General features: G+C 69.6%; 21 protein-coding genes. 9 read left to right on the plus strand and 12 right to left on the minus strand.

Annotated features, from left to right (window positions below; genetic code table 11):
- Both HZB86_11340 and HZB86_11345 read left to right on the plus strand, forming a co-directional pair.
- The coding region (locus HZB86_11340; GenBank protein ID MBI5906116.1) for a hydrogenase expression/formation protein HypE at positions 1-637 on the plus strand (637 nt) is incomplete at its 5' end.
- On the plus strand, positions 637-990 hold the full coding sequence (locus HZB86_11345; GenBank protein MBI5906117.1) for a DUF393 domain-containing protein: 354 nt from the start codon (positions 637-639) through the stop codon (positions 988-990). The genes HZB86_11340 and HZB86_11345, both read left to right, overlap by 1 nt.
- Position 991: 1 nt before the next feature.
- Here the strand turns inward: HZB86_11345 and HZB86_11350 are convergent, their stop codons facing one another.
- From HZB86_11350 to HZB86_11365, 4 genes are all read right to left on the minus strand, one after another.
- Positions 992-2,149 (minus strand): HD domain-containing protein, encoded by a 1,158-nt coding sequence (locus HZB86_11350; GenBank protein MBI5906118.1) that lies wholly within the window; start codon positions 2,147-2,149, stop codon positions 992-994.
- A complete protein-coding gene (locus HZB86_11355) occupies positions 2,113-4,122 on the minus strand; it encodes a HEAT repeat domain-containing protein (GenBank protein MBI5906119.1) in 2,010 nt (669 codons plus the stop codon). Before HZB86_11355 ends, HZB86_11350 begins: the two co-directional genes overlap by 37 nt.
- A 92-nt stretch (positions 4,123-4,214) precedes the next feature.
- Positions 4,215-4,364, minus strand: a complete 150-nt coding sequence (locus tag HZB86_11360; GenBank protein MBI5906120.1) for a hypothetical protein — start codon at positions 4,362-4,364, stop codon at positions 4,215-4,217.
- Between the two features lie 24 nt (positions 4,365-4,388).
- A complete protein-coding gene (locus tag HZB86_11365; protein ID MBI5906121.1) occupies positions 4,389-4,676 on the minus strand; it encodes a hypothetical protein in 288 nt (95 codons plus the stop codon).
- Positions 4,677-4,843: 167 nt separating this feature from the next.
- Here HZB86_11365 and HZB86_11370 point away from each other — a divergent pair, with 167 nt between their 5' ends.
- The 5 genes from HZB86_11370 (at position 4,844) to HZB86_11390 (ending at position 9,381) form a co-directional block, all read left to right on the plus strand.
- Positions 4,844-5,761 (plus strand): transporter substrate-binding domain-containing protein, encoded by a 918-nt coding sequence (locus HZB86_11370; GenBank protein ID MBI5906122.1) that lies wholly within the window; start codon positions 4,844-4,846, stop codon positions 5,759-5,761.
- A 71-nt stretch (positions 5,762-5,832) separates the two neighbouring features.
- Positions 5,833-6,570 carry an amino acid ABC transporter permease gene (locus HZB86_11375; protein MBI5906123.1) on the plus strand — a complete coding sequence of 246 codons (738 nt, stop codon included), beginning with the start codon at positions 5,833-5,835 and terminating at the stop codon, positions 6,568-6,570.
- Between the two features lie 18 nt (positions 6,571-6,588).
- Positions 6,589-7,254, plus strand: a complete 666-nt coding sequence (locus HZB86_11380; GenBank protein MBI5906124.1) for an ABC transporter permease subunit — start codon at positions 6,589-6,591, stop codon at positions 7,252-7,254.
- 25 nt (positions 7,255-7,279) lie between these two features.
- Positions 7,280-8,008: an amino acid ABC transporter ATP-binding protein gene (locus HZB86_11385; protein ID MBI5906125.1), complete on the plus strand. Its 729-nt coding sequence runs from the start codon at positions 7,280-7,282 to the stop codon at positions 8,006-8,008.
- A gap of 17 nt (positions 8,009-8,025) precedes the next feature.
- Complete coding sequence (locus tag HZB86_11390; protein ID MBI5906126.1) at positions 8,026-9,381, plus strand: DUF4147 domain-containing protein; 1,356 nt, start codon at positions 8,026-8,028, stop codon at positions 9,379-9,381.
- Here the strand turns inward: HZB86_11390 and HZB86_11395 are convergent.
- The 6 genes from HZB86_11395 to HZB86_11420 form a co-directional block, all read right to left on the minus strand.
- The gene (locus HZB86_11395) at positions 9,368-9,865 is read right to left on the minus strand and encodes a lactate utilization protein (protein ID MBI5906127.1); all 498 of its coding nucleotides are present in this window, start codon (positions 9,863-9,865) and stop codon (positions 9,368-9,370) included. The two genes, HZB86_11390 and HZB86_11395, sit on opposite strands and share 14 nt — an antisense overlap.
- Positions 9,862-11,229 carry an iron-sulfur cluster-binding protein gene (locus HZB86_11400; protein MBI5906128.1) on the minus strand — a complete coding sequence of 456 codons (1,368 nt, stop codon included), beginning with the start codon at positions 11,227-11,229 and terminating at the stop codon, positions 9,862-9,864. Before HZB86_11400 ends, HZB86_11395 begins: the two co-directional genes overlap by 4 nt.
- A complete protein-coding gene (locus tag HZB86_11405) occupies positions 11,226-11,948 on the minus strand; it encodes a (Fe-S)-binding protein (GenBank protein ID MBI5906129.1) in 723 nt (240 codons plus the stop codon). The genes HZB86_11400 and HZB86_11405 overlap by 4 nt, the downstream gene beginning before the upstream one ends.
- Positions 11,945-12,856 (minus strand): TIGR01777 family protein, encoded by a 912-nt coding sequence (locus HZB86_11410; GenBank protein MBI5906130.1) that lies wholly within the window; start codon positions 12,854-12,856, stop codon positions 11,945-11,947. Before HZB86_11410 ends, HZB86_11405 begins: the two co-directional genes overlap by 4 nt.
- A gap of 11 nt (positions 12,857-12,867) precedes the next feature.
- Positions 12,868-14,046 carry a PQQ-dependent sugar dehydrogenase gene (locus HZB86_11415; GenBank protein ID MBI5906131.1) on the minus strand — a complete coding sequence of 393 codons (1,179 nt, stop codon included), beginning with the start codon at positions 14,044-14,046 and terminating at the stop codon, positions 12,868-12,870.
- Between the two features lie 143 nt (positions 14,047-14,189).
- On the minus strand, positions 14,190-15,446 hold the full coding sequence (locus tag HZB86_11420) for a cytochrome c family protein (protein ID MBI5906132.1): 1,257 nt from the start codon (positions 15,444-15,446) through the stop codon (positions 14,190-14,192).
- Positions 15,447-15,544: 98 nt separating this feature from the next.
- Here HZB86_11420 and HZB86_11425 point away from each other — a divergent pair, with 98 nt between their 5' ends.
- A complete protein-coding gene (locus HZB86_11425) occupies positions 15,545-17,986 on the plus strand; it encodes a phosphoketolase family protein (protein ID MBI5906133.1) in 2,442 nt (813 codons plus the stop codon).
- Here HZB86_11425 and HZB86_11430 read toward each other — a convergent pair.
- Together HZB86_11430 and gnd are read right to left on the minus strand one after the other, a co-directional pair.
- Entirely contained in the window at positions 17,949-19,604 is a 1,656-nt protein-coding gene (locus tag HZB86_11430) for an alpha-D-glucose phosphate-specific phosphoglucomutase (protein ID MBI5906134.1), read from the minus strand. The two genes, HZB86_11425 and HZB86_11430, sit on opposite strands and share 38 nt — an antisense overlap.
- Before the next feature lie 4 nt (positions 19,605-19,608).
- Positions 19,609-20,592 (minus strand): decarboxylating 6-phosphogluconate dehydrogenase, encoded by a 984-nt coding sequence (gnd, locus tag HZB86_11435; GenBank protein ID MBI5906135.1) that lies wholly within the window; start codon positions 20,590-20,592, stop codon positions 19,609-19,611.
- Between the two features lie 235 nt (positions 20,593-20,827).
- Here gnd and gltB point away from each other — a divergent pair.
- A partial coding sequence (gene gltB, locus HZB86_11440) for a glutamate synthase large subunit (GenBank protein MBI5906136.1) occupies positions 20,828-24,276 on the plus strand: 3,449 nt, incomplete at its 3' end.

Consider the following 24,276-nt stretch of genomic DNA (forward strand, 5'->3'; position numbering starts at 1 on the left):
CTGCGGCGACACGAAGGTCGTGGAGAAGGGGAAGGGGGACGGGATCTTCATCACCACCGCCGGGGTCGGCGTCGCGGTGGGCGGGTGGAAGCCGCGCCCCGCGAACGTCCGGCCGGGGGACCGGATCCTTCTCACGGGGACGATGGGAGACCACCAGGTGGCGGTGCTGATCGCACGGCAGCGGCTTTCCCTCGAGGCTCCCGTGCTCTCCGATGTGGCCCCCCTCTCCGGCCTGCTGCTGCCGGTCGTCGAGCGGTTCGGCGGCAGGGTCCGGTTCATGAGGGACCCCACGCGCGGCGGCGTGGGGGTGACGCTGAACGAGATGGCGGCGTCGGCGAACGCCCGGTTCGTCCTCGACGAGGGGCGGCTCCCCGTCCGGGAGGCGGTGCGCGGCGTCTGCGAGATCCTGGGATTCGACCCGCTCTACCTCGCCAACGAGGGGAAGGCCGTGCTGATCGTGGACGGAGGGGCGGCGGCGGAGATCGTGTCCGCGCTCCGGGAACATCCGCTCGGCCGCGAAGCGGCGGCGGTCGGAGAGGTCCGCGAAGGGGCGCGCGGCGTGCGGATGCGGACCGTGTCGGGAGGATTGCGGGCCGTCGACTACCCCGTGGGGGACCAGCTCCCGCGGATCTGCTGATGCCGACGCTCGCCCTGATCTACGACGGGGATTGCCCGGTCTGCCGCGCGGCGGCCGACTGGGTCCGGCGCAACGCCGGAGACCCCGGCGACTTCGAGTTCCACCCGTGCCGGTCCGATGCGACCCGGGCGCGGTTCCCCACGGTCACCGAGGCCGAATGCCTCCGGGCGATGCAGCTGGTCCTTCCGGACGGGACGATATTCTCCGGAGAGCGGGCGATCCCCCGGATCCTGGAGCGGACACGGCGGTACCGATGGGCCGCCGTCCTCTTCCGCCTCCCCGGCGCCGGATTCCTGTCGCGGCTTCTCTACCGCGGCATCGCCCGTCGCCGGCGCCGGATTCCCGTCGGTTAAGCTACGGTTCCTCCGACACCATCGCGACGAAGTCGTCCAGGAACCGCGGATCGAACTCCGTCCCCCGCCCGTCCCGGAGGATCGAGAGGGCGGTTTCCTTGTCGAACTTCTCCCGGTACGGCCGGTACGTCCGGAGCGCGTCGTAGACGTCGGCGACCTGCGTCATCAGGGAGGCGGGGTGGAGAGGGTCCGGGAACCGGGCCTCCGGGTACCCGGTCCGGTCGTACCGCATGTGGTGTTCGAAGGAGACGATCATCGGCAGCTCGCTCCCGAGGGAGAGCTTCCGGAGGTGGATCGCGCCGAACGCCGGGTGCAGGGAGACCTTGGCGAACTCTTCGTCGTCGAGCTTCCCCGGCTTGGCGAGGATCTCCCCGGGGACCAGCTCCTTGCCGATGTCGTGGAGGAGCGCGGCCAGCCCGATGTCGCGCAGAACCGGGTCGGGGAGCCCCATCCGGCGGGCCTGGGCGACCACCATCACGCAGACGTTCAGGGAGTGGGTGATCGTGTAATCGTCCTGCGACTGCATCCGGATCATCCGGTCGATCAGGTACTCCTCTTCCCGCAGCCCCTTCATCACGGCGGACACGATTTCCTTCCCGTCCTCCACGTCCCCCTCCCGGGACTCCCGCGAAAGCGACCGGAGCAGATCCTTCAGCACCGAGGCGGCCCCCTCGAGAGCCTGCGGCGCGGTCAGCCGCCCGTCGGGGGCTGGCGGAACCGCCGGGGCATCGACGATCCCGTCGATCCTCCCGAAGGCGACGGACCGCCACGGCTCGGCCGGCGGCGCGGCCGATGGGCGAGCCACGTACCGCACGAACCTCCGCAGCTCCGCCAGGCTGATCCCCTCGGCGAAGGCGACCTTCTCGATTCCGCGGGCCGCCATCCGGCGGGTCAGACGCTCGAACGACCTCGTGGTGGAGCGGAACGGGAACTGGTCGATCACCACCTGGTCCCCCAGGAACCCCACGTTCAGCCCCCGAAGCCGCTTCGCCTCGGTCTTGACGCGGCGGTGCAGCCGGGAGAGCGGTTCCTGGACGCGGTGGTGCTCCTCGGGGTAGATCCCCGCGGCCTGGACCGCCTGCACCAGGTCGGACATCAGCTCCTGGAACGCCTCCCGCGGCTTCACGCCGTCCCCCTTGTCCCGAGCAGCGCCCCGCAATGGTTCCGGACCGCCTCCCGCCGGGAGGAGCGCCCGCGGTGCAGGAACGATATCGCCTCCGCCCCGCCGATGCGGAAGAGGGCGCTGGCCGCGTCGATCCGGATCGTCTCCTCCCGCGAGGAGAAGAGGGACTCGGAGAGGAGCATCTTCCCCAGGGCGGCCACCGCGTCCGGGTCGTGGGTCCGAAGCTTCCCGAGCGATTGGACCGCCTCGCGCCGGATCTTCAGCTCCGGTCGCGAGAGCATCCGCACGAGCGCGGGAACGCCCGTCGGGTCGCCGATCTCGCCCAGGAGGAGGCAGAGGTTGCGGACGTAGAACCAGCGGGGATGGGAAAGGCGCGCGAGGATCGGCGCGACCGCCGCCTCCCCCAGCCGGACCACCAGCGAGAGAAGCGCCTTCCTCCGCGCCGCCCCCCCCTCCGCCAGCAGCCGGTCCAGCAGGGCGTCCGCGGACGTCGAGCCGAACTTGACCAGGAGCTCCACGCCCCCCTTTCCCTTCCGGAGGCTCACGGGATCGGAGAGGCACGCCTCGATGATGCGGTGGAAATCCACCCCCGCGAGCGCCCCCGCCGCGGCGGCCCGCCGTTCGGGGGATCCGGCCCCCGACGCGATCGTAAGCGCCGAGAGGGCGCGCTCGAGCGTCTCGAAGTCGTTCTCGCGGATCAGCCGGGGGATCGCGCCCGTGATCGCGGAGAGCAACGCGAGGAAGTCGGGGTCCCGCTTCTCCGAGAGGAGCAGCTCGAGGAGGACGACCACCCCTTTCCGGGCCACCGGCGTCGCGCCGAACGCGGCGGCGTCGGCCCGGCCCTCCGGAGAACGCGCGGCGGGCTCCCTCCCCTGCGCCGCGGGGAGCCGCGCGAGGAGCCCGGCATGGGCGTCCCCGTCCCCCGGTCCGCGGTCGCTCCCCTGCAGGAGCTGTTCGATCGTCTCCCAGGTCTTCACCGCGTAGTAGTTCTTCGCGCGCAGGCTCTCCACCGACCACGCCCGGACCATCGGGAGGAGGGATCCGGGAACGTCCCTTCCGGCCGCGATGACCCGGAAAATCCCGAGCAGCCGCTTTCCCCGGTTCTCCTCGAGGGAGAGGAGCGAGGCGAACAGCTCGAGGAACTCCGCGTCGGAATACTCCTCCACCAGCGATCCGGCGATCGGGAACGGGAGATCTCCGGACCCCGCCGCCGCGGCCGGCGGTTCGTCCACCCCGTCCTCCAGGAACCGGAGGACCTTCCGCTTGCGATCCTCCGGCATCGCCTTGAGCGTCTGGCCGAGGCGGCGGAACATCCGCCGCAGGACGTCCGGGGACACGTATGCCGGGGGCGTCCCCGCGGCGGGCGGCGGGGGATCGCCCCCCTCGTACGCCCTCCGGACGATGACGGGAAGGATCTCGGGGAACTCCGCGAGCTCCTCGACGATTCGCATCTCGTCGTCCTCGTCCGCGATGTTGGACGAGAGGAGCAGGCGCCACAGCGCGTCCTCGCGGGACTCGGTGGACGGAACTTCGCCGGCGGCGATCACCCCGCGCGAGAGCACCTCCCGGTAGTTGACCTGCGACAGGTGGATCCCGCGGATCCCTTCCCGGAACACGCTCCCCTCCCGGGAGTCGTCCGACGACGCGGTCCGCACGGCGCGCAGTCGCCCGAAGAAGTCGGACAATCCATCGACCGTTACGTCCGTGCCGATCCCGAGCGTCGCGATGTGGAGGCGGTAGAGCGTTTCGGTGAAGGCGGAGATCAGCGGCTGGCCGCTTCCGATGAACCCGTCCCGATAGAGCGCCCGGTCCTTGACGATCCCGAGCAGGAGGATCCCGGACGGCTCCTTCGACGCCTGTGCGGCGAGCGCGTCCCGCAGGGCGCGGATCCTTCCGGCGAGGAACGGGTGCCCCGGGGCATAGAGACCGCACCAGTTGTGGACGCGGGCGATCTCCACCAGGAGAGCGGCGATCCGCTCGGGGGCCGTGTCCGGAAGCGGCATTTCCAACGTGGCGGCACTCCCCTTATGCGACAGGAATGGTCGACGTCCTATATCGGCCGCGGCCGGCCCGAACTTGAGACGTTACCGCCTTCCCCGCGCTACTTGGCGATTTCCTCCGCTTTTCCGGGAGCGTCGGGGGGTTCCACGATGTTCCGGACGACCGGGTGTTCCCGGCGCACCCATTCGTCCCAGCCGCCCTTCAAGGCGAAAACCTTCCCGTACCCCATCTCGATCAGCCGGAGCGCCACCCGGGCGCTCGTCGCCTCCTCGTGTCAGGAGCAGTAGAGGACGATGGTCTTCCCCTTCGGGTATTTCGACGCCCATGACGCGACGTCCCGCGGATTCTCGACAGCCGCCCCCGGAATCTTCGTCTCCGCGGCGGCCGCGTCCACACGGACGTCGATCACGGCCAGGTCCGGGCTCCCGAGCGCCGCCGAAAGCTCCATGGTCGTCATCCGGGGCGCCTCCGCCGCCGGGGACGGCGCGGACAGGAGCGTCCCGAGCGCGATCGCCGCAATCCCGGCCAGCCATTTCGATGCGTATCCCGCGATACGGTTCATCCGGTTCCTCCCCGGCGGTGGTGTCGTGTCCCCGATCAGGATACACCTTCGAAACGCGGAAGGGGCGACTCCCGCGGGCCGGGAATGCGGTGGAATGGAATTCAAAAGACGTTATACTGATTCCAAACCTCCGCTTTCCCACCAAATCGAAAGGAGAACGGATCGAAATGAAACTGCGCTCCGGCCTGGTGCTCTGCACGCTGGTCGCCTTCCTGGCGACGACCCCCGGCTTCGCCGAGGAGCTTTCGGGAACGCTCAAGAAAGTGAAGGAGACCGGATCCATCACGATGGGGATCCGGGAATCGTCGTACCCGCTGTCGTACCTGGACGACAAGCAGCAGCCGATCGGATACCACATCGACGTGTGCAACAGGATCGTGTCCGCGGTGAAGGACCAGCTCAAGATGCCCGGCCTGAAGGTCCAGCAGCAGCCGGTGACCTCGCAGAACCGGATCCCGCTGGTCACCAACGGGACGGTGGACCTCGAGTGCGGCTCCACCACGAACAACGAGGCGCGCCAGAAGCAGGTCTCCTTCGCGGTCACCACCTTCGTCACGAACGTGCGGATGGCGGTGAAGAAGGCGTCGGGGATCACCGGCCTCGGCCAGCTGGACGGGAAGCCGGTGGCCACCACCTCGGGGACGACCTCCGTCCAGCTGATGCGGGCCCACGAGAAGGGGAAGCACATCGACTTCAAGGAAGTGTACGGGAAGGACCACGCGGACTCGTTCCTGCTCCTGGAAACCGACCGGGCCGTGGCGTTCGTGATGGACGACAACCTGCTGGCGGGGCTCATCGCAACCTCGAAGAAGCCGTCCGACTACGCGCTGGTGGGCGAGGTGCTGAACGTCGAGCCGATCGCGGTGATGGTCCGCAAGGACGATCCGCAGTTCAAGAAGCTGGCCGACGACGCCATAAAGGGGATGATGAAGAGCGGCGAGCTCGAGAAGCTGTACAGGAAATGGTTCCTGTCCCCGATTCCGCCGAAGAACGTCAATATGAATTTCCCGATGAGCGAGAAGCTCAAGGAGCTCATCAAGAACCCGAGCGACGCGCCGGCCGAAGCGTACAACAAGAAGAAGTAGGCGCACGGAACCGGGCGGGAGGAGGGCATCCCTCCCGCCCGTTCCCGTGACCGGAGGGCGGCGGGGCCGGGATGAACTACCATTGGAACTGGGGGATCTTCCTCGAGCGGATCAAGGGCGGCGAGGAGACGTACCTTTCGTGGATCCTGACCGGGTTCGGCTGGACGGTGTCGGTCTCCCTCTGCTCCTGGGCGATCGCCCTGCTCCTCGGCTTCCTGGTCGGAACGCTCCGGACGGCGCCGAACCGCTGGGTCGCCCGCCTCTGCAACGCGTACGTGGAGCTGTTCCGGAACATTCCCCTGCTGGTCCAGATGTTCCTCTGGTTCTTCGTCGTCCCGGAGCTCCTTCCCCGCGGCCTCTCCATGTGGGTCAAGCGGGACATGCCGGCCAAGGAGTTCGCGACCGCCACGGTCTGCCTGGGGCTGTTCACCTCCGCCCGGATCGCGGAGCAGGTGCGGGCCGGGATACAGAGCCTCCCCCGCGGGCAGCGGTACGCCGGCCTCGCGATGGGGTTCACGCTTCCGCAGACTTACCGGTACGTCCTCCTCCCCATGGCGTTCCGCATCATCCTCCCGCCGCTCACCTCCGAATTCATGAACGTCTTCAAGAACTCGTCGGTCGCGTTTGCCATCGGCGTTCTCGAGCTGACGTTCCAGGCCCGCCAGATGCAGGAGGATTCGGAACAGGGGATCGAGACGTACCTCGCGGTCACCCTCCTCTACTTCATCTGCGCCTTCATCGCCCACCGGGGGATGTCGTGGATCGAGAAGCGGACGCGGGTCCCCGGCTACATCGCCGCGGCGAAATAGCGCAGAGGAGGGGGGGATATCGTGGCCGACTTCGATTTCTCCGTCCTCCAGCCGAGCCTGACGTTCCTGTGGACCGGGTTCCTCTTCAGCGCGAACCTCACCCTGGTCGCGATGACCGGCGGGATCGTCTTCGGCACGCTGCTGGCGATGGGCCGGCTGGCCGACCTCGGGTTCGTTTCCCGGGCGGCCGCCGCCTACGTGAACCTGATGCGCTCCATCCCGCTGGTCATGGTCATCCTCTGGTTCTTCCTCGTGATCCCGCTGATCACCGGAAAGCCGGTGGGGGCCGAGCGGTCGGCCCTCATCACCTTCACCGCCTTCGAGGCGGCGTACTACAGCGAGATCATGCGCGCGGGGATCCAGAGCGTGTCCCGCGGCCAGGTGATGGCGGGGCAGGCGCTCGGAATGACGTACTGGCAGTCGATGGGGCTGGTGATCCTCCCGCAGGCGTTCCGGAACATGCTGCCGATCCTGCTCACCCAGACCATCATCCTGTTCCAGGACACCTCGCTGGTCTACGCGATCGGGGCGAAGGACCTGCTGAAGGCGGCGGAGATCGCCGGGAAGAACTACAACCGCCCGATGGAGATGTACATCTTCGCGGCGGTGATCTATTTCGCCATCTGCCTCGCGCTGTCCACGCTGGTGAAGCGGCTGCAGAAGAAAATCGCGATCGTCCGATGACGGTCCCCGGAGAAGACGCATGGCCATGATCGAGATCCAGGGCGTGAGCAAGTGGTACGGGGCGTTCCAGGTCCTGACCGACTGCTCGTCGAAGGTGGAGAAGGGGGAGGTGGTCGTGGTGTGCGGCCCCTCCGGCTCGGGGAAGTCCACGCTCATCAAGTGCGTCAACGGGCTCGAGCCGTTCCAGAAGGGGGAGGTCCTGGTGAACGGCACCCCGGTGGCCGATCCGAGGACGGACCTCCCGAAGCTCCGCTCCCACGTCGGGATGGTGTTCCAGCACTTCGAGCTGTTCCCCCACATGACCGTGCTGGAAAACCTGACCGTCGGCCAGGTCAAGGTCCTCGGCCGGTCGAAGGAGGAGGCTCGGGAAAAAGGGGAGGCGCTCCTCGACCGGGTGGGCTTGAAGGAATTCACGGGAAAACACCCCGGCCAGCTCTCCGGCGGCCAGCAGCAGCGGGTGGCCATCGCGCGGGCGCTGGCGATGGACCCGATCTGCATGCTCTTCGACGAGCCCACCTCGGCCCTGGATCCCGAGATGATCGGGGAGGTCCTCGCGGTCATGCAGGACCTGGCGAGGGAGGGGATGACGATGATGGTCGTGACCCACGAGATGGGTTTCGCCAGGAACGTCGCCCACCGCGTCATCTTCATGGATCACGGGCAGATCGTCGAGGACACCACCAAGCAGGAGTTCTTCGGGACCCCCCGGTCGGAACGCGCGCAGCTGTTCCTCTCGAAGATCCTCTCGCACTGAGCCGGTTTTCGCCGGCCGTGGCTCCGTCGCGGAAAGAATCCCTGCTTCGCGCGTTCCGCGCCGCGGTCGCGGCCGTGGAACCTTCGCGGCTGGTGTCCGGGGGGCTTACGGTTTCGGCCGGCTCCCTCCTCCTGTCGGTCCCCGGGTCCGGGGCGGCGGTTCCCTGGAAGGACATCGGGAAGGTCTACCTGGTCGGCGGCGGAAAGGCGGGGGCGGCGATGGGGAACGCCGCCCTGCTGGCGCTGTGGGGCTCCGTCGAGGAGGGCGTCCTGGCCGTTCCGCGCGGCCACGGGGGAACCTCCGGTCGGGTCCGGTTCTTGGAGGCGGGGCACCCGGTCCCGGACATCGGGAGCCTCGCCGCGGCGCGGGATATCCAGGCGCTCCTCGAGGTCGCCGGACCGAAGGATCTGGTGATCGCCCTCCTGTCCGGAGGCGCGTCGTCGATGATCTCCGCCCCCGCGGAAGGCGTCACGGCCGAGCAGAAGGCCGAGGTGTCCCGTCTCCTCCTGCGGGCTGGCGCCGACATCGCCTCGTTCAACACCGTTCGCAGGCACCTCTCCGACGTGAAGGGGGGACGACTGGCCCGCGCGGCGCAACCCGCCACCGTGTGGGCGCTCCTGCTGTCGGACGTGCCGGGCGACGACCCGTCCGCGATCGCGTCGGGCCCCTTCTCCCCCGACCCGACGACGTACGCCGACGCGATCGGCGTCCTCGAGCGGTACGGCCTGCTGTATGCCGTTCCCGCGGCCGTGCGGTGGCACCTCCTGGAGGGGGATGCGGGGAGGATCCCGGAAACCCCCAAGCCCGGCGACCCGCTGTTCCGGAACGTCTCGTGCGCGCTCGTCGGGACGAACCGGACCGCGATGGCCGCGGCGGCGCGCGCGCTGGAATCGGACGACGAGGCGACGGAGGTCGTCCTGCTGCCCGGATTCCTGAAAGGGGAGGCGCGCGACTGCGCCAGGGCGTTCTGCTCCCGGCTCCGGGAGGCGGCCGCCGCGCTTCCGCCGGGCGGTTCGGCGGCGCTGGTCGCCGGGGGGGAAACGACGGTCCGCGTGGACGGGAACGGCAAGGGGGGGCGCAGCCAGGAGTTCGCGCTCGCCTGCGCCATCGAGCTCTCCGGGGAGAACGGGTTGTCGGTGCTCGCCGGCGGGACCGACGGGATCGACGGCCCGACCGACGCCGCGGGGGCGTACGCGGACGGGACGACGGCCGCCCGCGCGTCGGAGCGCGGGCTGGACGCCCGCGCCCACCTCGAGAACAACGACGCCTACCGGTTCTTCGGGCCGATCGGAGACCTGGTCGTGACCGGCCCCACGGGAACGAACGTCGCGGACATCGTCGTCGGGTTCGCCGCCTCTCCTATACGACGATGATGTCCAGGCGCTCGGGGCCGTGCACGCCGATGGCCAGCGTTAGCTCGATGTCGGCGGTCCGGCTGGGGCCGGTGACCAGCGTGAGGTTCGTGGGCGGCGCCGCGGCCACCGCGGAAAAGAGATCGGTCAGGGTGGCGAGGATCATCTCCCGGCGCACGATCGCCACGTGGTGCGACGGCAGCAGACCCGCCTGGACCGCCCGGCCCCCCTCGCTCGAACACACGAGCGTCCCGGTCTCGGCGATCCCGCCGTACACCTCCTCCACCGTCACCGCGGCCGCGGCGTAATCGGCCACGCGGTTCGGGAAAAGACCCTCCACCGCCTTCTCGGCCTCGGTCGTCCCGGGACAGTACACCTGCGCACCGGCGGGGACGATCCGCGCGAGGACATCCCGCAATCCGTCGACGCCGGATGCCGTGTGGACCCCCGCCGCCGCCTTCGCCGCGTTTTCCAGGAACGTCGCCGCGAGGTCCACGCCGGTCACGGCGCGCTCCGCCGGAAGGGGGTCCGGGCCGGGGGAGGCATCCGCCCCGCCACGTCCTTCCCCCCCAGGACGCGGGCGAACGGCCAGAGGATCCGCGCCATCCGCTGCCCGAGGGCGAACCGTCCGGGCGAGGCGGCCGCCGCGCCGAACAGCGCCATCCCGCGCATCTCCTTCGGGCCGGCGAACCCCTCCCGCACCTTGCGCCGCCGAAGCTGAAGGATCAGGTCGACGAGCGGCACGCGCACCGGGCACACCTCGACGCACGCGCCGCACAAGGTGCTCGCGTCCACGACGGGGTGGGAGTTCGCCATCCCGGTGAGCAGCGCGGTGAGGATCAGTCCCATCGGCCCCGGGTAGGTCCACCCGTACGAGTGCCCCCCGACGGTCCGGTAGACCGGGCAGACGTTCATGCAGGCGCCGCACCGGATGCACTTCAGGATGTCCCGCGACTCCCCGGCGAGGATCTCCGTGCGGCCATTGTCCAGCAGGACGATGTGCAGCTCCTTCGCCCCCGTGGCGTCCCCGGCCTTGCGCGGACCGGTGATCACGGAGACGTAGCTGGTGATCGGCTGCCCCGTGGCGGAGCGCGGGAGCAGGCGGATGAAGTCCGGAAGGTCCGCGAGCGACGGGATCATCTTCTCGATGGAGAGGATGGCCACGTGGAGCGGCGGCACGGTGGTCACCATCCGCCCGTTCCCCTCGTTCGTGAAAAGGATCAGGCTGCCCGTCTCGGCGGCGGCGAAGTTCGCCCCCGAGATCCCGGCGTCGGCCGAGAGGAACTTCTCCCGCAGCGCCTCCCTTGCGATCTTCGTCAGCACCTGCGGGTCGTCCGAGTACGGGACCCCGAGCCGCTCCGCGAAGAGCTTCCCGACCTGCCGCCGGTTCTTGTGGATCGCCGGGACGATGATGTGGGAGGGGGTCTCCCCCTCCATCTGGATGATGTACTCCCCGAGGTCGGTCTCGACGACCTCCATCCCCGCGGCTTCGAGGTGGGCGTTCAGCTCCACCTCCTCGGAGACCATCGACTTCCCCTTCACGATCCGCTTCGCGCCCCGGCCCGCGAGGATCTTCGCGATGATCTCCCGCGCGGCGGAGGCGTCCACCGCCCGGTGCACCGTCGCCCCGGCGCGCGTCGCCGCGGCGACGAACCGGTCGACGTACCCGGACAGGTCCGACAGGACCCGCTCCCGGATCGCGGAAGCCCGGTCCCGCAACCCCTCCACGTCCTCCACGGGCGCGAACGCTTCGGCTCGCTTCGACCCGAACGTCCCGGTGGCGTGCTTCATCGCCGCCCGCAGGGCGTCGTCCCCCATCGCGCGCACGGAGTTCTCGCGGAAGCGGAGGCTCGTCTGTCCGTGGCTCATATCCCCTCCGCCAGCAGTTGCGCCAGGTGCGCGACCCGCACCGGCGTCCCGCGCCGCTTCATCGCATCGGCGATGTTCATCAGGCACCCGGAGTCGCACCCGGTCACCGTGTCCGCCCCGGTCGCCTCGATGGCGGCCGCCTTCTCCTCCGCCAGGGCGCACGAGATCTCCGGCAGTTTCGCCATGAAGGTGCCGCCGAATCCGCAGCAGCGGGCCGCGTCGGGCATGGGGACGAAGGTGGCGCCTTTGAGCGAAGAAAGGAGCGCCAGCGGCTCCTCCCGCACTCCCAGCGATCGCGTCAGGTGGCACGAGGCGTGGTAGGTGACCGTCCCCTTCCCGCGGAGGCCCGCCTCGTGGGCCTTCGCCACGTGGACGAGGAAGTGCGACAACTCGTGGATGCGCTCCCCCGCGCGTCTCGCCTTCGCGACCATCCGCGGATCGTCCCGGAACAGGCCGGGGTAATGGTGCTTCACCATCGCGGCGCAGGAGCCGGAAGGGGTGACGATCGGATCGTCGCCGTCGAACACGGAGAGGAAGTGCGCCGCCGCCGCGCGCGCCTCGGGCTCGTACCCGGCGTTCCACGCCGGCTGGCCGCAGCACGTCTGCGCCTGCGGGAAGACCGGTTCCGCGCCGAACCGCCGCAGCAGCCGCACCGTCGCCTCCCCCACGCCGGGGAAGAACGTGTCCACCAGGCACGTCCCGAAAAGGAGCACCTTCATGCCGCCTTCTCCTTGCCGAGCAGGCGGCGCAGCGTCGGCTCGAGTCCGGGGGAACGGAACGCGTAACCGGTCTCGAGGAGCCGTTTCGGAACGACGCGGGCGCTCGACAGGAGCAGGGCGTCGGCCATCTCGCCGACCAGCAGCCGGAGCGCGAACGCGGGGACCGTGAAGATCGCCGGCCTTCCGAGGACCCGGGCGAGCGTGGAGGTGAACTCCCGGTTGGTCGCGGGCGCCGGCGCCACCGCGTTCACCGGCCCGCGCAGCCGTTCGTCGGCAAGGGCGTGCAGGACGATCCCGCACACGTCTTCGAGGGCGACCCAGCTCATGTACTGGCGCCCGCTCCCCAGCGCGCCTCCCAGACCGATCCGGAACGGCGGGAGCATCGCCGGCAGCGCGCCGCCGTCCCTTGCCAGGACCATCCCGATCCGAAGACGGACCACGCGGATCCCCGAGCGCTCCGCCGGACCCGTCGCCTCCTCCCACGCGCGGCAGACGTCGGGGAGGAATCCGCGGCCGGGAGGATGCTCCTCGGTCAGCTCCTCCTCCCCGCGGTCGCCGTAATAGCCGACGGCGGAGGCGGAGACCAGGACCCTCGGCGGGCCGGGGAGCGCGGCGAGCGCCCCGCAGAGAAGACGCGTCCCGTTCACGCGGCTGTCCCGCAGGAGCGCCTTGCGGGCCGGGTTCCACCGGGCCGCGCCGATGTTCCCCCCGGCCAGGTGGACCGCCGCTTCGACGCCGGCGAGTCCCTCCGGGTCGATCCCGCCGCGGTCCGGATCCCAGCGGACCGCCTTCTCCCCCGGCGCGGGAGCGCGCCGGACGAGCCGGACGACCTCGTGCCCCGCCGCCGCGAGCATCGGCGCAAGGGCCGATCCCACCAGCCCGCTCGAACCGGACACGACGATCCGCAATGGATGCCTCCCTACGGGGATTGAATCTTCAGAAGTTCGCCGCTTGCGTAGTTCGCCACGTAGACGTTTCCCGCCTCGTCCTCGCCGAATGCCGCGATGTTCCGGGGAGGGACCACGGGGGCGATCAGTTCCGCGGCGTCCCACCCGGAGGCCGTACTCCTCAATCCCCAGATCCGGCCGGTGCAGAAATCCCCGTAGAAGTAGATCCCCTGGAGAACCGCTTCGTCCGTTCCCCCGTATACCACGCCTCCCGTGACGGAGCACCCCTGCGAATGGTCGTACGTCGCCACGGGGACGGAAAACCCGTCCGTGCCGCAGGCGCCGCCGCCGAAACAGCCCGCGCCTTCCATGATATTCCATCCGTAGTTCTGTCCGCCGGCGCTTCCGGCCGGCTGGAAATCGACCTCCTCGACCGCCCCCTGCCCCACGTCGCCGATGTAGAGGTCTCCGGTCCGGCGGTCGAAGGAGAAGCGCCACGGGTTCCGCAGCCCCAGCGCCCAGATCTCCGGACGGTAGCCGGAGGACAGGAGGAACGGGTTGTCCGGGGGAACCGCGTACGGCGCGACGCCGGATTCGACGTCGATCCGCAGCATCTTCCCGAGAAGCGAGCCGGGATTCTGCGCGTTCCCCAGGGGATCTCCCCCTCCTCCTCCGTCCCCCATCCCGATGTAGAGGAAATGGTCGGGGCCGAAGGCGAGTTTCCCTCCGTTGTGGTTCGCGAACGGCTGCGGGACGGTCAGGACGATCTCTTCGCTCGCGGGATCCGCCGCGTTCGCGTTGTCGGCGGACACGCGGTACCGGGCGATCACCGTCGCTCCGTCGGGATTCCTCGTGTAATTCACGTAGAAACGGGCGCTCGACGAAAAGCCCGGGGGGAACGCCACGCCCAGGAGGCCCTGCTCGCCGCAGCATGCGATCCGGGGGGAGATATCGAGGAACGGGGACGGCAACGCGGCACCGTTGTCGAGGATCCGGATCCGCCCCCCCTGCTCCACCACGAAGATCCGGCCGCTCCCGTCGCCGGCATGGGCGATGTCGACCGGCTGGACGAAGCCGCCCGCCACCGGGGCGAGGGAGATCGTCGGCCAGGATGCGGGAGAGGGAACGGTGGCGGTCGCCGGGGCGGCCGGGGAACCCCCGGAGCAGCCTGCGAAGGAAAGGCACGCGATGAGAAGAACGGGAATCCGCATATTCGGCACCGCCGCATCCGGTCCGTGACGGGACCCGGATATGCGATGAAGCGGGGAGCCGCTTCGTTCCGGTTACCGTTCACGTTCCGCCGCCGTTCCCCCGAAGGCGTGTCCGGCCTCCGCCATCCGCACCACCGGGACCTTCACGGAAACGCCGTCACCTTGAGGGGAAACACGGCTCCCTCCGGCACCCGGAACGCGTACTTCTCCTCGTCGTACCCTTTCGGGAGGATCCGCCGGTCCCGGGTGATCCGCTCCGCGGACAGGATCCGGTTCCGCTCGCCGATCGCGAAGAAGCAGCAGGCCAGCTTCACGTTCGTCTTCCCGATCCCGAGGAACGTCTTGAAGATCGCCGCGGACGGGTCGATCCCGCCCCCCTCGCCGATCTCGCCGGACCGAAGAAGCACCTTTCCCGACGCGTCGGTGACGCCCACGTCGATCCACATCTCCCGCACCTCGGACAGCCCGGTCGGAAGCTTGTGCCCCGCCCCGGTGTTGTGCACCCGCACGCGGAAGCTCGCCAGATCCCCCGGACCCGCCGGCGCGTCCTCGGGGAGGATCTCCAGCCGGGCCGCGTTCCGGAGCCGCTCCGAGGCCATCGCCCTCCGGCGCTCCGCGTTGGGCGCTCCCGGGTACAGCGTGTTTCCACCCACGAAATAGTGGGTCCATACGTGTGGGCGGGCAGGCCCCGTCGAGGCGGCCTTTCCCGGGTTGTCCTTCCGTTCCGTGGCGCCGGTCCCGGGGTTTCCCGGCGTCTGCCGCATGTGGCAATCCTGGCACTGGGTCGAGGTCGCCGGGTCGCCGGTGTTGTACGGCGACTCCCTCCACTCCTCGTAGGTGCGTTCGATCGGGCGTCCCGAGAGGGGGTGCGTCACGTAGTGACACATCCCGCAGAACTCGGACCGGTCGTACCTGCCGTCGGTCTTCGTCGCGTGCGCCGGGGAGACGGCTTTCTCCAACGGTCCCCGCTTCGTCTCCGAGAACGTGGTTTCGAACGCGCCGTTCCCGATCCCCTTCGGCGTGACCGTGTGGCAGAAGTCGCAGAAGACCCCCTTCATCGATACCGGGGAAAGCTTCTCTCCCGTGGCGGGCGGCACCTCCCCGCGCGACACGCCTACGGGCGAGTGGCACTTCATGCAGAATTCGACCGCCGGGACGCCGACCTCGTCCACGACCATCTCGTAGAATTTCCGGAAGATCCCGTCTTCCGCCGCCTGCGAATGCATCGACCCTTCCCACTGTGAGAAGATCTCCGTATGGCATGCGGCGCACCGTTTCGGGTCGTTGAAATCGTTGTCGAGCGCGGCGGGCGCTTCGGGCGGCGGGAAGACGAACAGGGCGAGGAGAAAGAGAAGGGCGGCTCCCGGGTTCGGAAGGCGCAAGGGGCGACCGGCGGACATCGGGACCTCCCAAGGGAGCGGGCTCCGGCAGGAACGGATCTTAGTATATCGCATGCGCCCGGATCGACCGGGAACCGCGTTGGACTGGAGGGAGCGCGATGAGACCGACCGCCGCACGGCCGGGCCACGGTGGAGGTTCCGTAACGGACGAGGAGCTGGGGCGGATGGACGCCTACTGGCGCGCGGCCAACTACCTCTCCGTGGGCCAGATCTACCTTCTGGACAACCCGCTGCTGCGGGAGCCGCTTCGGCCGGAGCACGTGAAGCCGCGCCTGCTCGGACACTGGGGAACCACCCCGGGGCTCAACTTCATCTACGTCCACCTGAACCGGGTGATCCGGGCGAACGACCTGGACATGATCTACGTCGCGGGTCCCGGGCACGGCGGACCGGCCCTGGTGGCGAACTGCTGGCTGGAGGGGACGTACAGCGAGGTGTACCCCGACCTCCCCCGGAACGAAGAGGGGATGAGGAAGCTGTTCCGGCAGTTCTCCTTCCCCGGGGGAATCCCCAGCCACGTAGCCCCGGAGACGCCGGGCTCCATCCACGAGGGCGGCGAGCTGGGGTACGCCCTCTCCCACGCGTTCGGGGCGGTCTTCGACAATCCCGACCTGATCGCGGCGTGCGTGGTCGGCGACGGGGAGGCGGAGACCGGGCCGCTCGCCGCGTCGTGGCACTCGAACAAATTCCTGAATCCGGCGACCGACGGGGCGGTCCTGCCGATCCTGCACCTGAACGGCTACAAGATCTCGAATCCCGCGATCCTCGCGAGGATCCCCCCGGAGGAGCTCGCCGCCCTGTTCGCCGGCTACGGGTACGCGCCGCGCTTCGTGGAGGGAGACGAGCCCGGGTCGATGCACCGTTCGATGGCGGCGGCCCTGGACGCGGCGATCGCGGAGATCCGTTCCATCCAGCGGGTGGCGCGCGCCGCGGGAGGATCGGAGCGTCCGCGGTGGCCGATGATCGTCCTCCGGACGCCGAAGGGGTGGACGGGCCCGAAGGAGGTGGACGGGAAGAGGACGGAGGGAACGTGGAGGTCCCACCAGGTCCCTTTCGGGGAGATTGCGGGCAGGCCGGACCGGCTTCGGATGCTGGAGGAGTGGATGAAGGGGTACCGGCCGGAGGAACTCTTCGACGGAAGCGGCCGCCTGCGGCCGGAGCTGGCGGAGATGGCGCCGAAGGGAACCCGGCGGATGGGGGCCAACCCGCACGCCAACGGGGGCGTCCTGCTCCAGGATCTCGCGATGCCCGATTACCGCGACTACGCGGTCGAAGTCCCGGTGCCGGGGGGTGTCACGGCGGAGGCGACCCGAGTCATGGGACGGATGCTCCGGGACGTGATGAAGCGGAACGCCGAGGCGAGGAACTTCCGGGTGATGGGGCCGGACGAGACCGCGTCGAACCGCATCGACGCGCTGTTCGAGGCGACGGACCGGGCCTGGGTGGCCGGGACGCTCCCCGGCGACGACCACCTCTCCCCGGACGGGCGGGTGATGGAGATCTTGAGCGAGCACACGTGCCAGGGATGGCTGGAGGGATACCTGCTGACCGGCCGCCACGGCCTCTTCTCCTGCTACGAGGCGTTCATCCACATCGTGGACTCGATGTTCAACCAGCACGCCAAGTGGCTGAAGACGACGGGCACGGAGATCCCCTGGCGGCGCCCGATCGCCTCGCTCAACTACCTCCTGACCTCGCACGTCTGGCGGCAGGACCACAACGGCTTCTCCCACCAGGATCCCGGGTTCATCGACCACGTGGTGAACAAGAAGGGGAACGTGATCCGGGTGTACCTCCCCCCCGACGCGAACTGCCTGTTGTACGTGACCGACAAGGTCCTTCGGAGCCGGAACCGGATCAACGTCATCGTGGCGGGGAAGCAGCCCGCCCCGCAGTGGCTCGACATGGACGCCGCCATCCGGCACTGCTCCGCCGGGATCGGCATCTGGAGATGGGCCGGCAACGACGAGGGGGCGGAGCCGGACGTGGTGATGGCGTGCGCGGGGGACGTGCCGACGCTCGAGACGCTCGCGGCCGTCGACCTGGTCCGCAGGCTCCTGCCCGGCCTCCGCGTCCGGGTGGTGAACGTCGTGGACCTGATGACCCTCACCCCCCGGGAGGAGCATCCCCACGGCCTGCCGGACAAGGAGTTCGACGCCCTCTTCACCACGGACAAGCCGATCCTCTTCGCCTACCACGGCTACCCGTGGCTGATCCACCGGCTGACGTACCGGCGGACGAACCACAGGAACCTCCACGTCCGGGGATACAAGGAGGAGGGAACCACCACCACGCCGTTCGACATGGTGGTGCGCAACGACCTGGACCGGTTCCACCTGGTGAACGACGTGATCGACCGGGTGCCCGGGCTGGAGTCCCGCGCGGCCTACACCCGGCAGGCGCTCCGGGACAAGCTGGTCGAGCACCGGGAGTACATCACCCGGCACGGGGAAGACATGCCCGAGGTGCGGGACTGGACGTGGCCGTACGGAGGCGGAGACGCTACCCGGCGCCCGGGACGGAAAGGACCCCCGCGATGAGCGCCCCGGCCTCCTCCTGGATCCGCCTCAGGTGGTCGGGCCCGAGGAAGCTCTCCGCGTACAGCTTGTAGACGTCCTCGGTTCCCGAGGGGCGGGCGGCGAACCAGCCGTTCGCGGTCGAAACCTTCAAGCCCCCGATGGCGGCGCCGTTCCCGGGCGCGGCCGTGAGCATCGCCTCGATCGGCTCGCCGGCCAGCGCGGTCGCCTTCACCCGGTCGGGGGACATCCGCGACAGGATCGACTTCTGCTCCTTCGTCGCCGGCGCGTCGATCCGCTCGTACGCGGGCTCTCCGAACTCCCGGGCCAACTCCCGGTACAGCTCGCCCGGATCGCGGCCGGCGACCGCCATCATCTCGGCCGCCAGGAGCCCCAGGAGCAGGCCGTCCTTGTCCGTGCTCCACGGACCGCCGTCCGAGCGCAGGAACGAGGCGCCCGCGCTCTCCTCCCCGCCGAAGCCCAGCGACCCGTCCAGGAGCCCCGGGACGAACCATTTGAAACCCACGGGGACCTCGACCAGCCTCCGCCCGAGCCGGGACGCCACCCGGTCGATCATCCCGCTGGAGACGACCGTCTTCCCCACCCCCGCGTCCGCGCGCCAGCCGCTTCGCCGCCGGAAGAGGTAGTCGATCGCGACCGAAAGGTACTGGTTCGGGTTCAACAGCCCGGCCCCGCGCGTCACGATCCCGTGCCGGTCGGCGTCGGTGTCGTTGCCGAACGCCACGTCGAACCGGTCCTTCATCCCGATCAGCCCCGACATCGCGTGCGGGGACGAGCAGTCCATCCGGATCTTCCCGTCCCAGTCCAGCGTCATGAACCGGAACGTCGGGTCGACCGCCGCGTTCACCACGGAGAGGGAAAGGCCGTACCGCTCCGCGACCGCCCCCCAGTACCCCACCGAGGAACCGCCCAGCGGATCGACGCCGATCCGGATCCCCGCCCCGCGGATCGCCTCCATGTCGAGGACCGCGCCGAGGTCCGACACGTACGCCTCGACGTAGCCGTGCCGCGCGGTGGTCGGCGCCGCGAGCGCCCGCGCGTACGGATCCCGCCGGACATCGCGCAAACCGTCGGCCAGGATCCGGTTCGCCCGCTCCTCCACCCGGCGGGTGACGTCGGTGTCCGCCGGGCCGCCGTGGGGCGGGTTGTACTTGAACCCGCCGTCCTCGGGCGGGTTGTGGGACGGCGTGATCACGATGCCGTCGGCCCGGCCGGCGCTCCTGCCCCGGTTGTACGACAGGATCGCGTGCGAGACCGCGGGCGTGGGGGTGTACCCGCCGTCCCGGTCGATCATCACGGCCACGCCGTTGCCGGCGAGCACCTCGAGGGCGCTCCGGAAGGCCGGTTCGGACAGCGCGTGCGTGTCCATCCCGAGGAAGAGCGGCCCCGTGATCCCCTCCCCCTTCCGGTGCTCGCAGATCGCCTGGGTCACGGCGAGGATGTGCCCTTCGTTGAAGGAGAGGGAGAGGGACGACCCCCGGTGGCCGGAGGTGCCGAACGCCACCCGCTGCCCGGGGTCGGACGGGTCCGGCTCCCCCGTGTAGTAGGCGGAAACGAGGCGCGGGATGTCGGCGAGGCGGCTCGCGTCGGCCGGTTTCCCGGCGTTCGGGTTCGCGGGCACGCCTTCAGCCCCCGGACGCGGGCTCGACGTGTCCGCCGAACTTCCGCCGCATCGCCGAGAGCACCTTCTCGGCGAAGGTGTGGTCCCGGCGAGACCGGAACCGGGCGTAGAGGGCGCAGGTCAGCACGTCCGCGGGCACCGCCCGTTCGACCGCCGCCTCGACCGTCCACCGTCCCTCGCCCGAATCCCGGACGACGCCGGTGTAGCCGGAGAGGGACGGGTCCTCCCGGAGCGCTTCCGCCGCCAGGTCCAGGAGCCACGACCCCACCACGCTGCCGCGCCGCCACACCTCCGCGATCTCCGCGACCGGAAGATCGTACCGGTGGTCCGGGGGGAGCTCCGCGGAGCCGGCACTCCGGAGGATGTCGAACCCCTCCGCGTACGCCTGCATCAGCCCGTACTCGATCCCGTTGTGGACCATCTTGACGAAATGGCCCGCGCCGGCGGGGCCGCAGTGCAGATACCCCTCCTCGGCGGTCCCGTCTCCCGCGGCCCGGCCGGGAGTCGACGGCGCGGCGCCGCGCCCCGGCGAAAGCGCCTGGAAGACGGGGGAAAGCCGCTCCACCGCACCCGCGGGGCCGCCGACCATCAGGCAGTAGCCGCGGTCGGCACCCCGGATCCCGCCGCTGGTCCCCACGTCGCAGTAGAGGATCCCCCTCCCGGAAAGTTCCCGGGAGCGCCGGACGTCGTCCTTGTAGTGGGAGTTTCCCCCGTCGATCACGATGTCGCCCGGGGAAAGGAGCGCCGCCAGAGCCGTCACCGTCGACTCCGTGGCTTCGCCGGCCGGGACCATCACCCAGACCGCCCGGGGGGCGGGAAGCTTCGCCGTCAGGTCGGACAGCGAAGACGCGCCGACCGCGCCCTCTCCGGCGATCGACCGGACCGCATCCGGGTTCGCGTCGAACGCCACGCACTCGTGCCCCGCCCGCATCAGGCGGCGGACCATGTTGGCCCCCATCCGCCCCAGCCCAACCATGCCGAGCCGCATGCGTCTCCCCCTTTTCGCCCGGGATGACGACAGGGTACGACAGAACGGCCCGGAGCGCACCGGTCTTGTGGAACGCCGGGGCCGTTCGGAAGATTCCGATCCACCGATATCCGGCCGTGGTACCCTGTTTCCGTCACCCCCGCCCGGCCCGACCTTTCGTATCCTCTACCCCCCTTTCCTGTGCAATAATATAGGTTTCGACCGGAACAACCGCATTGCGAGGAAGAACGACATGATGGAAAGGGATTCTCATTTCCGCATAAACGCCGCCGGCGTCCCGAGGCCGACGGGGCTGTACGACACGAAGAACGACCACGACAGCTGCGGCGTCGGGTTCGTCGCCCGGATCGACGGGGTTTCCCAACACCTGGTGGTGGAACAGGGAATCCGGATCCTGGTCAACCTGGAGCACCGCGGGGCGCTGGGCGGCGACAAGTCCACCGGCGACGGCGCCGGCATCCTCGTGGAGATCCCCGACACCTTCCTCCGGCAGGTCTGCCCCGGCGAGGGGCTATACCTCCCTCCACGGGGCGAGTACGCGGCCGGGATGCTCTTCTTCCCGGTGGACGATGCGCTCGCCGCCCGCTGCACCGAAACGGTGGAGCGGATCGCGGCCGCGGAAGGGTGCCCGGTCCTCGGTTGGCGGGAAGTGCCGGTCGACCCGGCGGTCCTGGGCGAACTTTCCCTCTCCACGCGCCCGCGGGTCCGGCAGCTCTTCCTGTCCCGGGCGAAGCACGAGGGGGAGGCGTTCGAGCGGAAGCTGTACGTCGTCCGCCGCCTGGTGGAGAAGGAGGTCGCCTCCTGGAGCGGCGTGGACGCCAGCCAGTTCTACGTCTCGAGCCTCTCCAGCCGGACGATGGTGTACAAGGGGCTGCTCACCGGTTCCCAGCTCCCCCAGTTCTACCCGGACCTGAAGAACGATCTCTTCATGAGCCCGTACGCGGTGATGCACCAGCGGTACAGCACGAACACGCTCCCCACGTGGCACCTGGCCCACCCGTTCCGGATCGCCGCCCACAACGGGGAGATCAACACCCTGCGGGGGAACATCAACCGGATGCGGGCGCGGGAGGCGAACCTCTCCTCGCCGCTGTTCGGCACCGACATCCGCAAGATCACCCCGGTGATCAACGAGTCCGGGAGCGACTCCGCCATCTTCGACAACGCCCTCGAGCTGCTCGTGATGGCCGGCCGGTCGCTGCCGCACGCCGTGATGATGATGATCCCCGAGGCGTGGGGCCCGAAGTTCCAGATGAGCGAGGACAAGCGTTCCTTCTACGAATACCACTCCGCGATCATGGAGCCGTGGGACGGACCCGCCGCGATGGTGTTCTGCGACGGCCGGTACCTCGGCGCCACGCTCGACCGGAACGGGCTGCGCCCCGCCCGGTACACGATGACCCGGGACGGGATGATCGTCCTGGCGTCCGAGACCGGCGTGATCGACTTTCCGCCGGACCGGATCATCCGTCGAGGGCGGCTCCAGCCGGGCCGGATGCTCCTGCTGGACCTCCGGCAGAAGCGGATCGTCCCCGACAACGAGATCAAGGCGACCGTATCGCGGCAGAAGCCGTACCGGAAGTGGGTCAAGGAGAACCGGATCGAGCTGCGGGGGCTGTTCGTCCCGTCCGAGGGGCCGCCGGAGGATCCGGAGGAGCTCCTCCGGAAGCAGCACGCCTTCGGCTACACGGAGGAAGAGGTCCGGATGATCGTCGCTCCGATGGCGTCCCAGGGCCAGGAGCCGGTCGGCTCGATGGGGGACGACGCGGCGCTGGCGGTCCTTTCGAACCGCCCGCAGGTGCTCTTCTCCTACTTCAAGCAGCTCTTCGCCCAGGTGACCAACCCGCCGATCGACCCGCTCCGCGAGGAGCTGGTGATGTCGCTCAACAGCTACATCGGCCGGGAGCGGAACCTCCTGGACGAGACGCCGGAACATTGCCGGATGCTCAAGATCATCCAGCCGATCCTCACTCCCGAGGACATGTTGCGGCTGCGCAACGCCCCCCACCCCGAGCTCGCCTCGGCGGAGCTCGACATGCTCTTCCCGGCGGACGGCGACGGCAAGGCGCTGGAGACGGCGCTGGCCCGGCTGCTCGTCCAGGCGGACAAGGCGATCCGCGGCGGCGCCACGATCCTCATCCTGACCGATCGGAACATGAACGCCAGCCGCGCCCCGATCCCATCGCTGCTGGCCACCGCCGGGCTGCACCACCACCTGATCCGCCGCGGCCTGCGGACCCAGGCGGCCATCCTCGTCGAGAGCGGCGAGCCGCGGGAGGTCATGAACTTCGCGCTCCTGCTCGGCTACGGCGCGAACGCCATCTGCCCGTACACGGCCCTCTCCACGGTCCGCGCGCTCGCCGAGTCGGACATGCTGGAGAAGGGGCTCTCGTCGGGCGTGGCGATGGACCGGTACATCACCGCGGTGAAGAAGGGGCTCCTCAAGACGTTCAGCCGGATGGGGATCTCCACCCTTCGCAGCTTCCTCGGGTCCCAGATCTTCGAGGCCGTGGGGTTGGGGAAGGAGCTGGTCGCGAAATATTTCACCCACACCGCCTCCCGGATCGGCGGCATCGGCCTCCACGAGATCGCGGCCGAGACCGTCGCGCGGCACCGCCGCGGCTTCCCCGCCGACGGGGCCTGGGACCAGCGGCACGGCATGCTGGACGTGGGAGGCGTCTACCAGGTGCGGGTCGACGGGGAGCGGCACCTTTGGACCCCCGAGTCGATCTACAAGCTGCAGGCCGCGACCCGGCTGAACGATTACCGCGTCTTCCAGGAGTACGAAGCGCTCATCAACGACCAGTCGGAGGAGCGGGCCACGCTTCGCTCCCTCTTCCGGTTCCGCGAGGGGACGCCGGTGCGGATCGACGAGGTCGAGCCGGTCGAGGCGATCCTCCCCCGGTTCGTGACCGCCGCGATGTCGTTCGGGTCCATCAGCAAGGAGACGCACGAGACGATCGCGATCGCGATGAACCGGATCGGCGGCCGCAGCAACTCGGGCGAGGGAGGCGAGGATCCGGAGCGGTACGTCCCGCTCCCCAACGGCGACAGCCTCCGGTCCCGGATCAAGCAGGTCGCATCGGGCCGGTTCGGCGTGACCACCGAGTTCCTCGTGAACGCCGACGAGCTGCAGATCAAGATGGCGCAGGGCGCCAAGCCGGGCGAGGGGGGGCAGCTCCCGGGTCACAAGGTCAGCCCCGACATCGCGCGGATCCGCCACACCACGCCGTACGTGACGCTGATCTCGCCGCCGCCGCACCATGACATCTACTCCATCGAGGATCTGGCGCAGCTCATCTACGACCTGAAATGCGTGAATCCGCGGGCCGACGTCTCCGTCAAGCTCGTCTCCGAGGTCGGGGTCGGCACGATCGCCGCCGGAGTCGCGAAGGCGAAGGCGGACCTCGTGCTGATCTCCGGGATGGACGGCGGCACCGGGGCGTCCCCGCTGACCTCCATCAAGCACACCGGGCTGCCGTGGGAGCTGGGGCTGGCCGAGACCCAGCAGGCGCTGATCTACAACCGCCTGCGGGACCGGATCCGCGTGCAGGTCGACGGACAGCTCAAGACCGGGCGCGACCTGGCGATCGCGGCCCTGATGGGCGCGGAGGAGTTCGGGTTCGGCACGGCGGTGCTCGTCTCCCTGGGCTGCATCATGATGCGGAAGTGCCACCTGAACAC

The organism is Deltaproteobacteria bacterium (genome assembly GCA_016234845.1).
In the GTDB taxonomy this organism is placed as follows: Bacteria; Desulfobacterota; Deferrimicrobia; order Deferrimicrobiales; family Deferrimicrobiaceae; genus JACRNP01.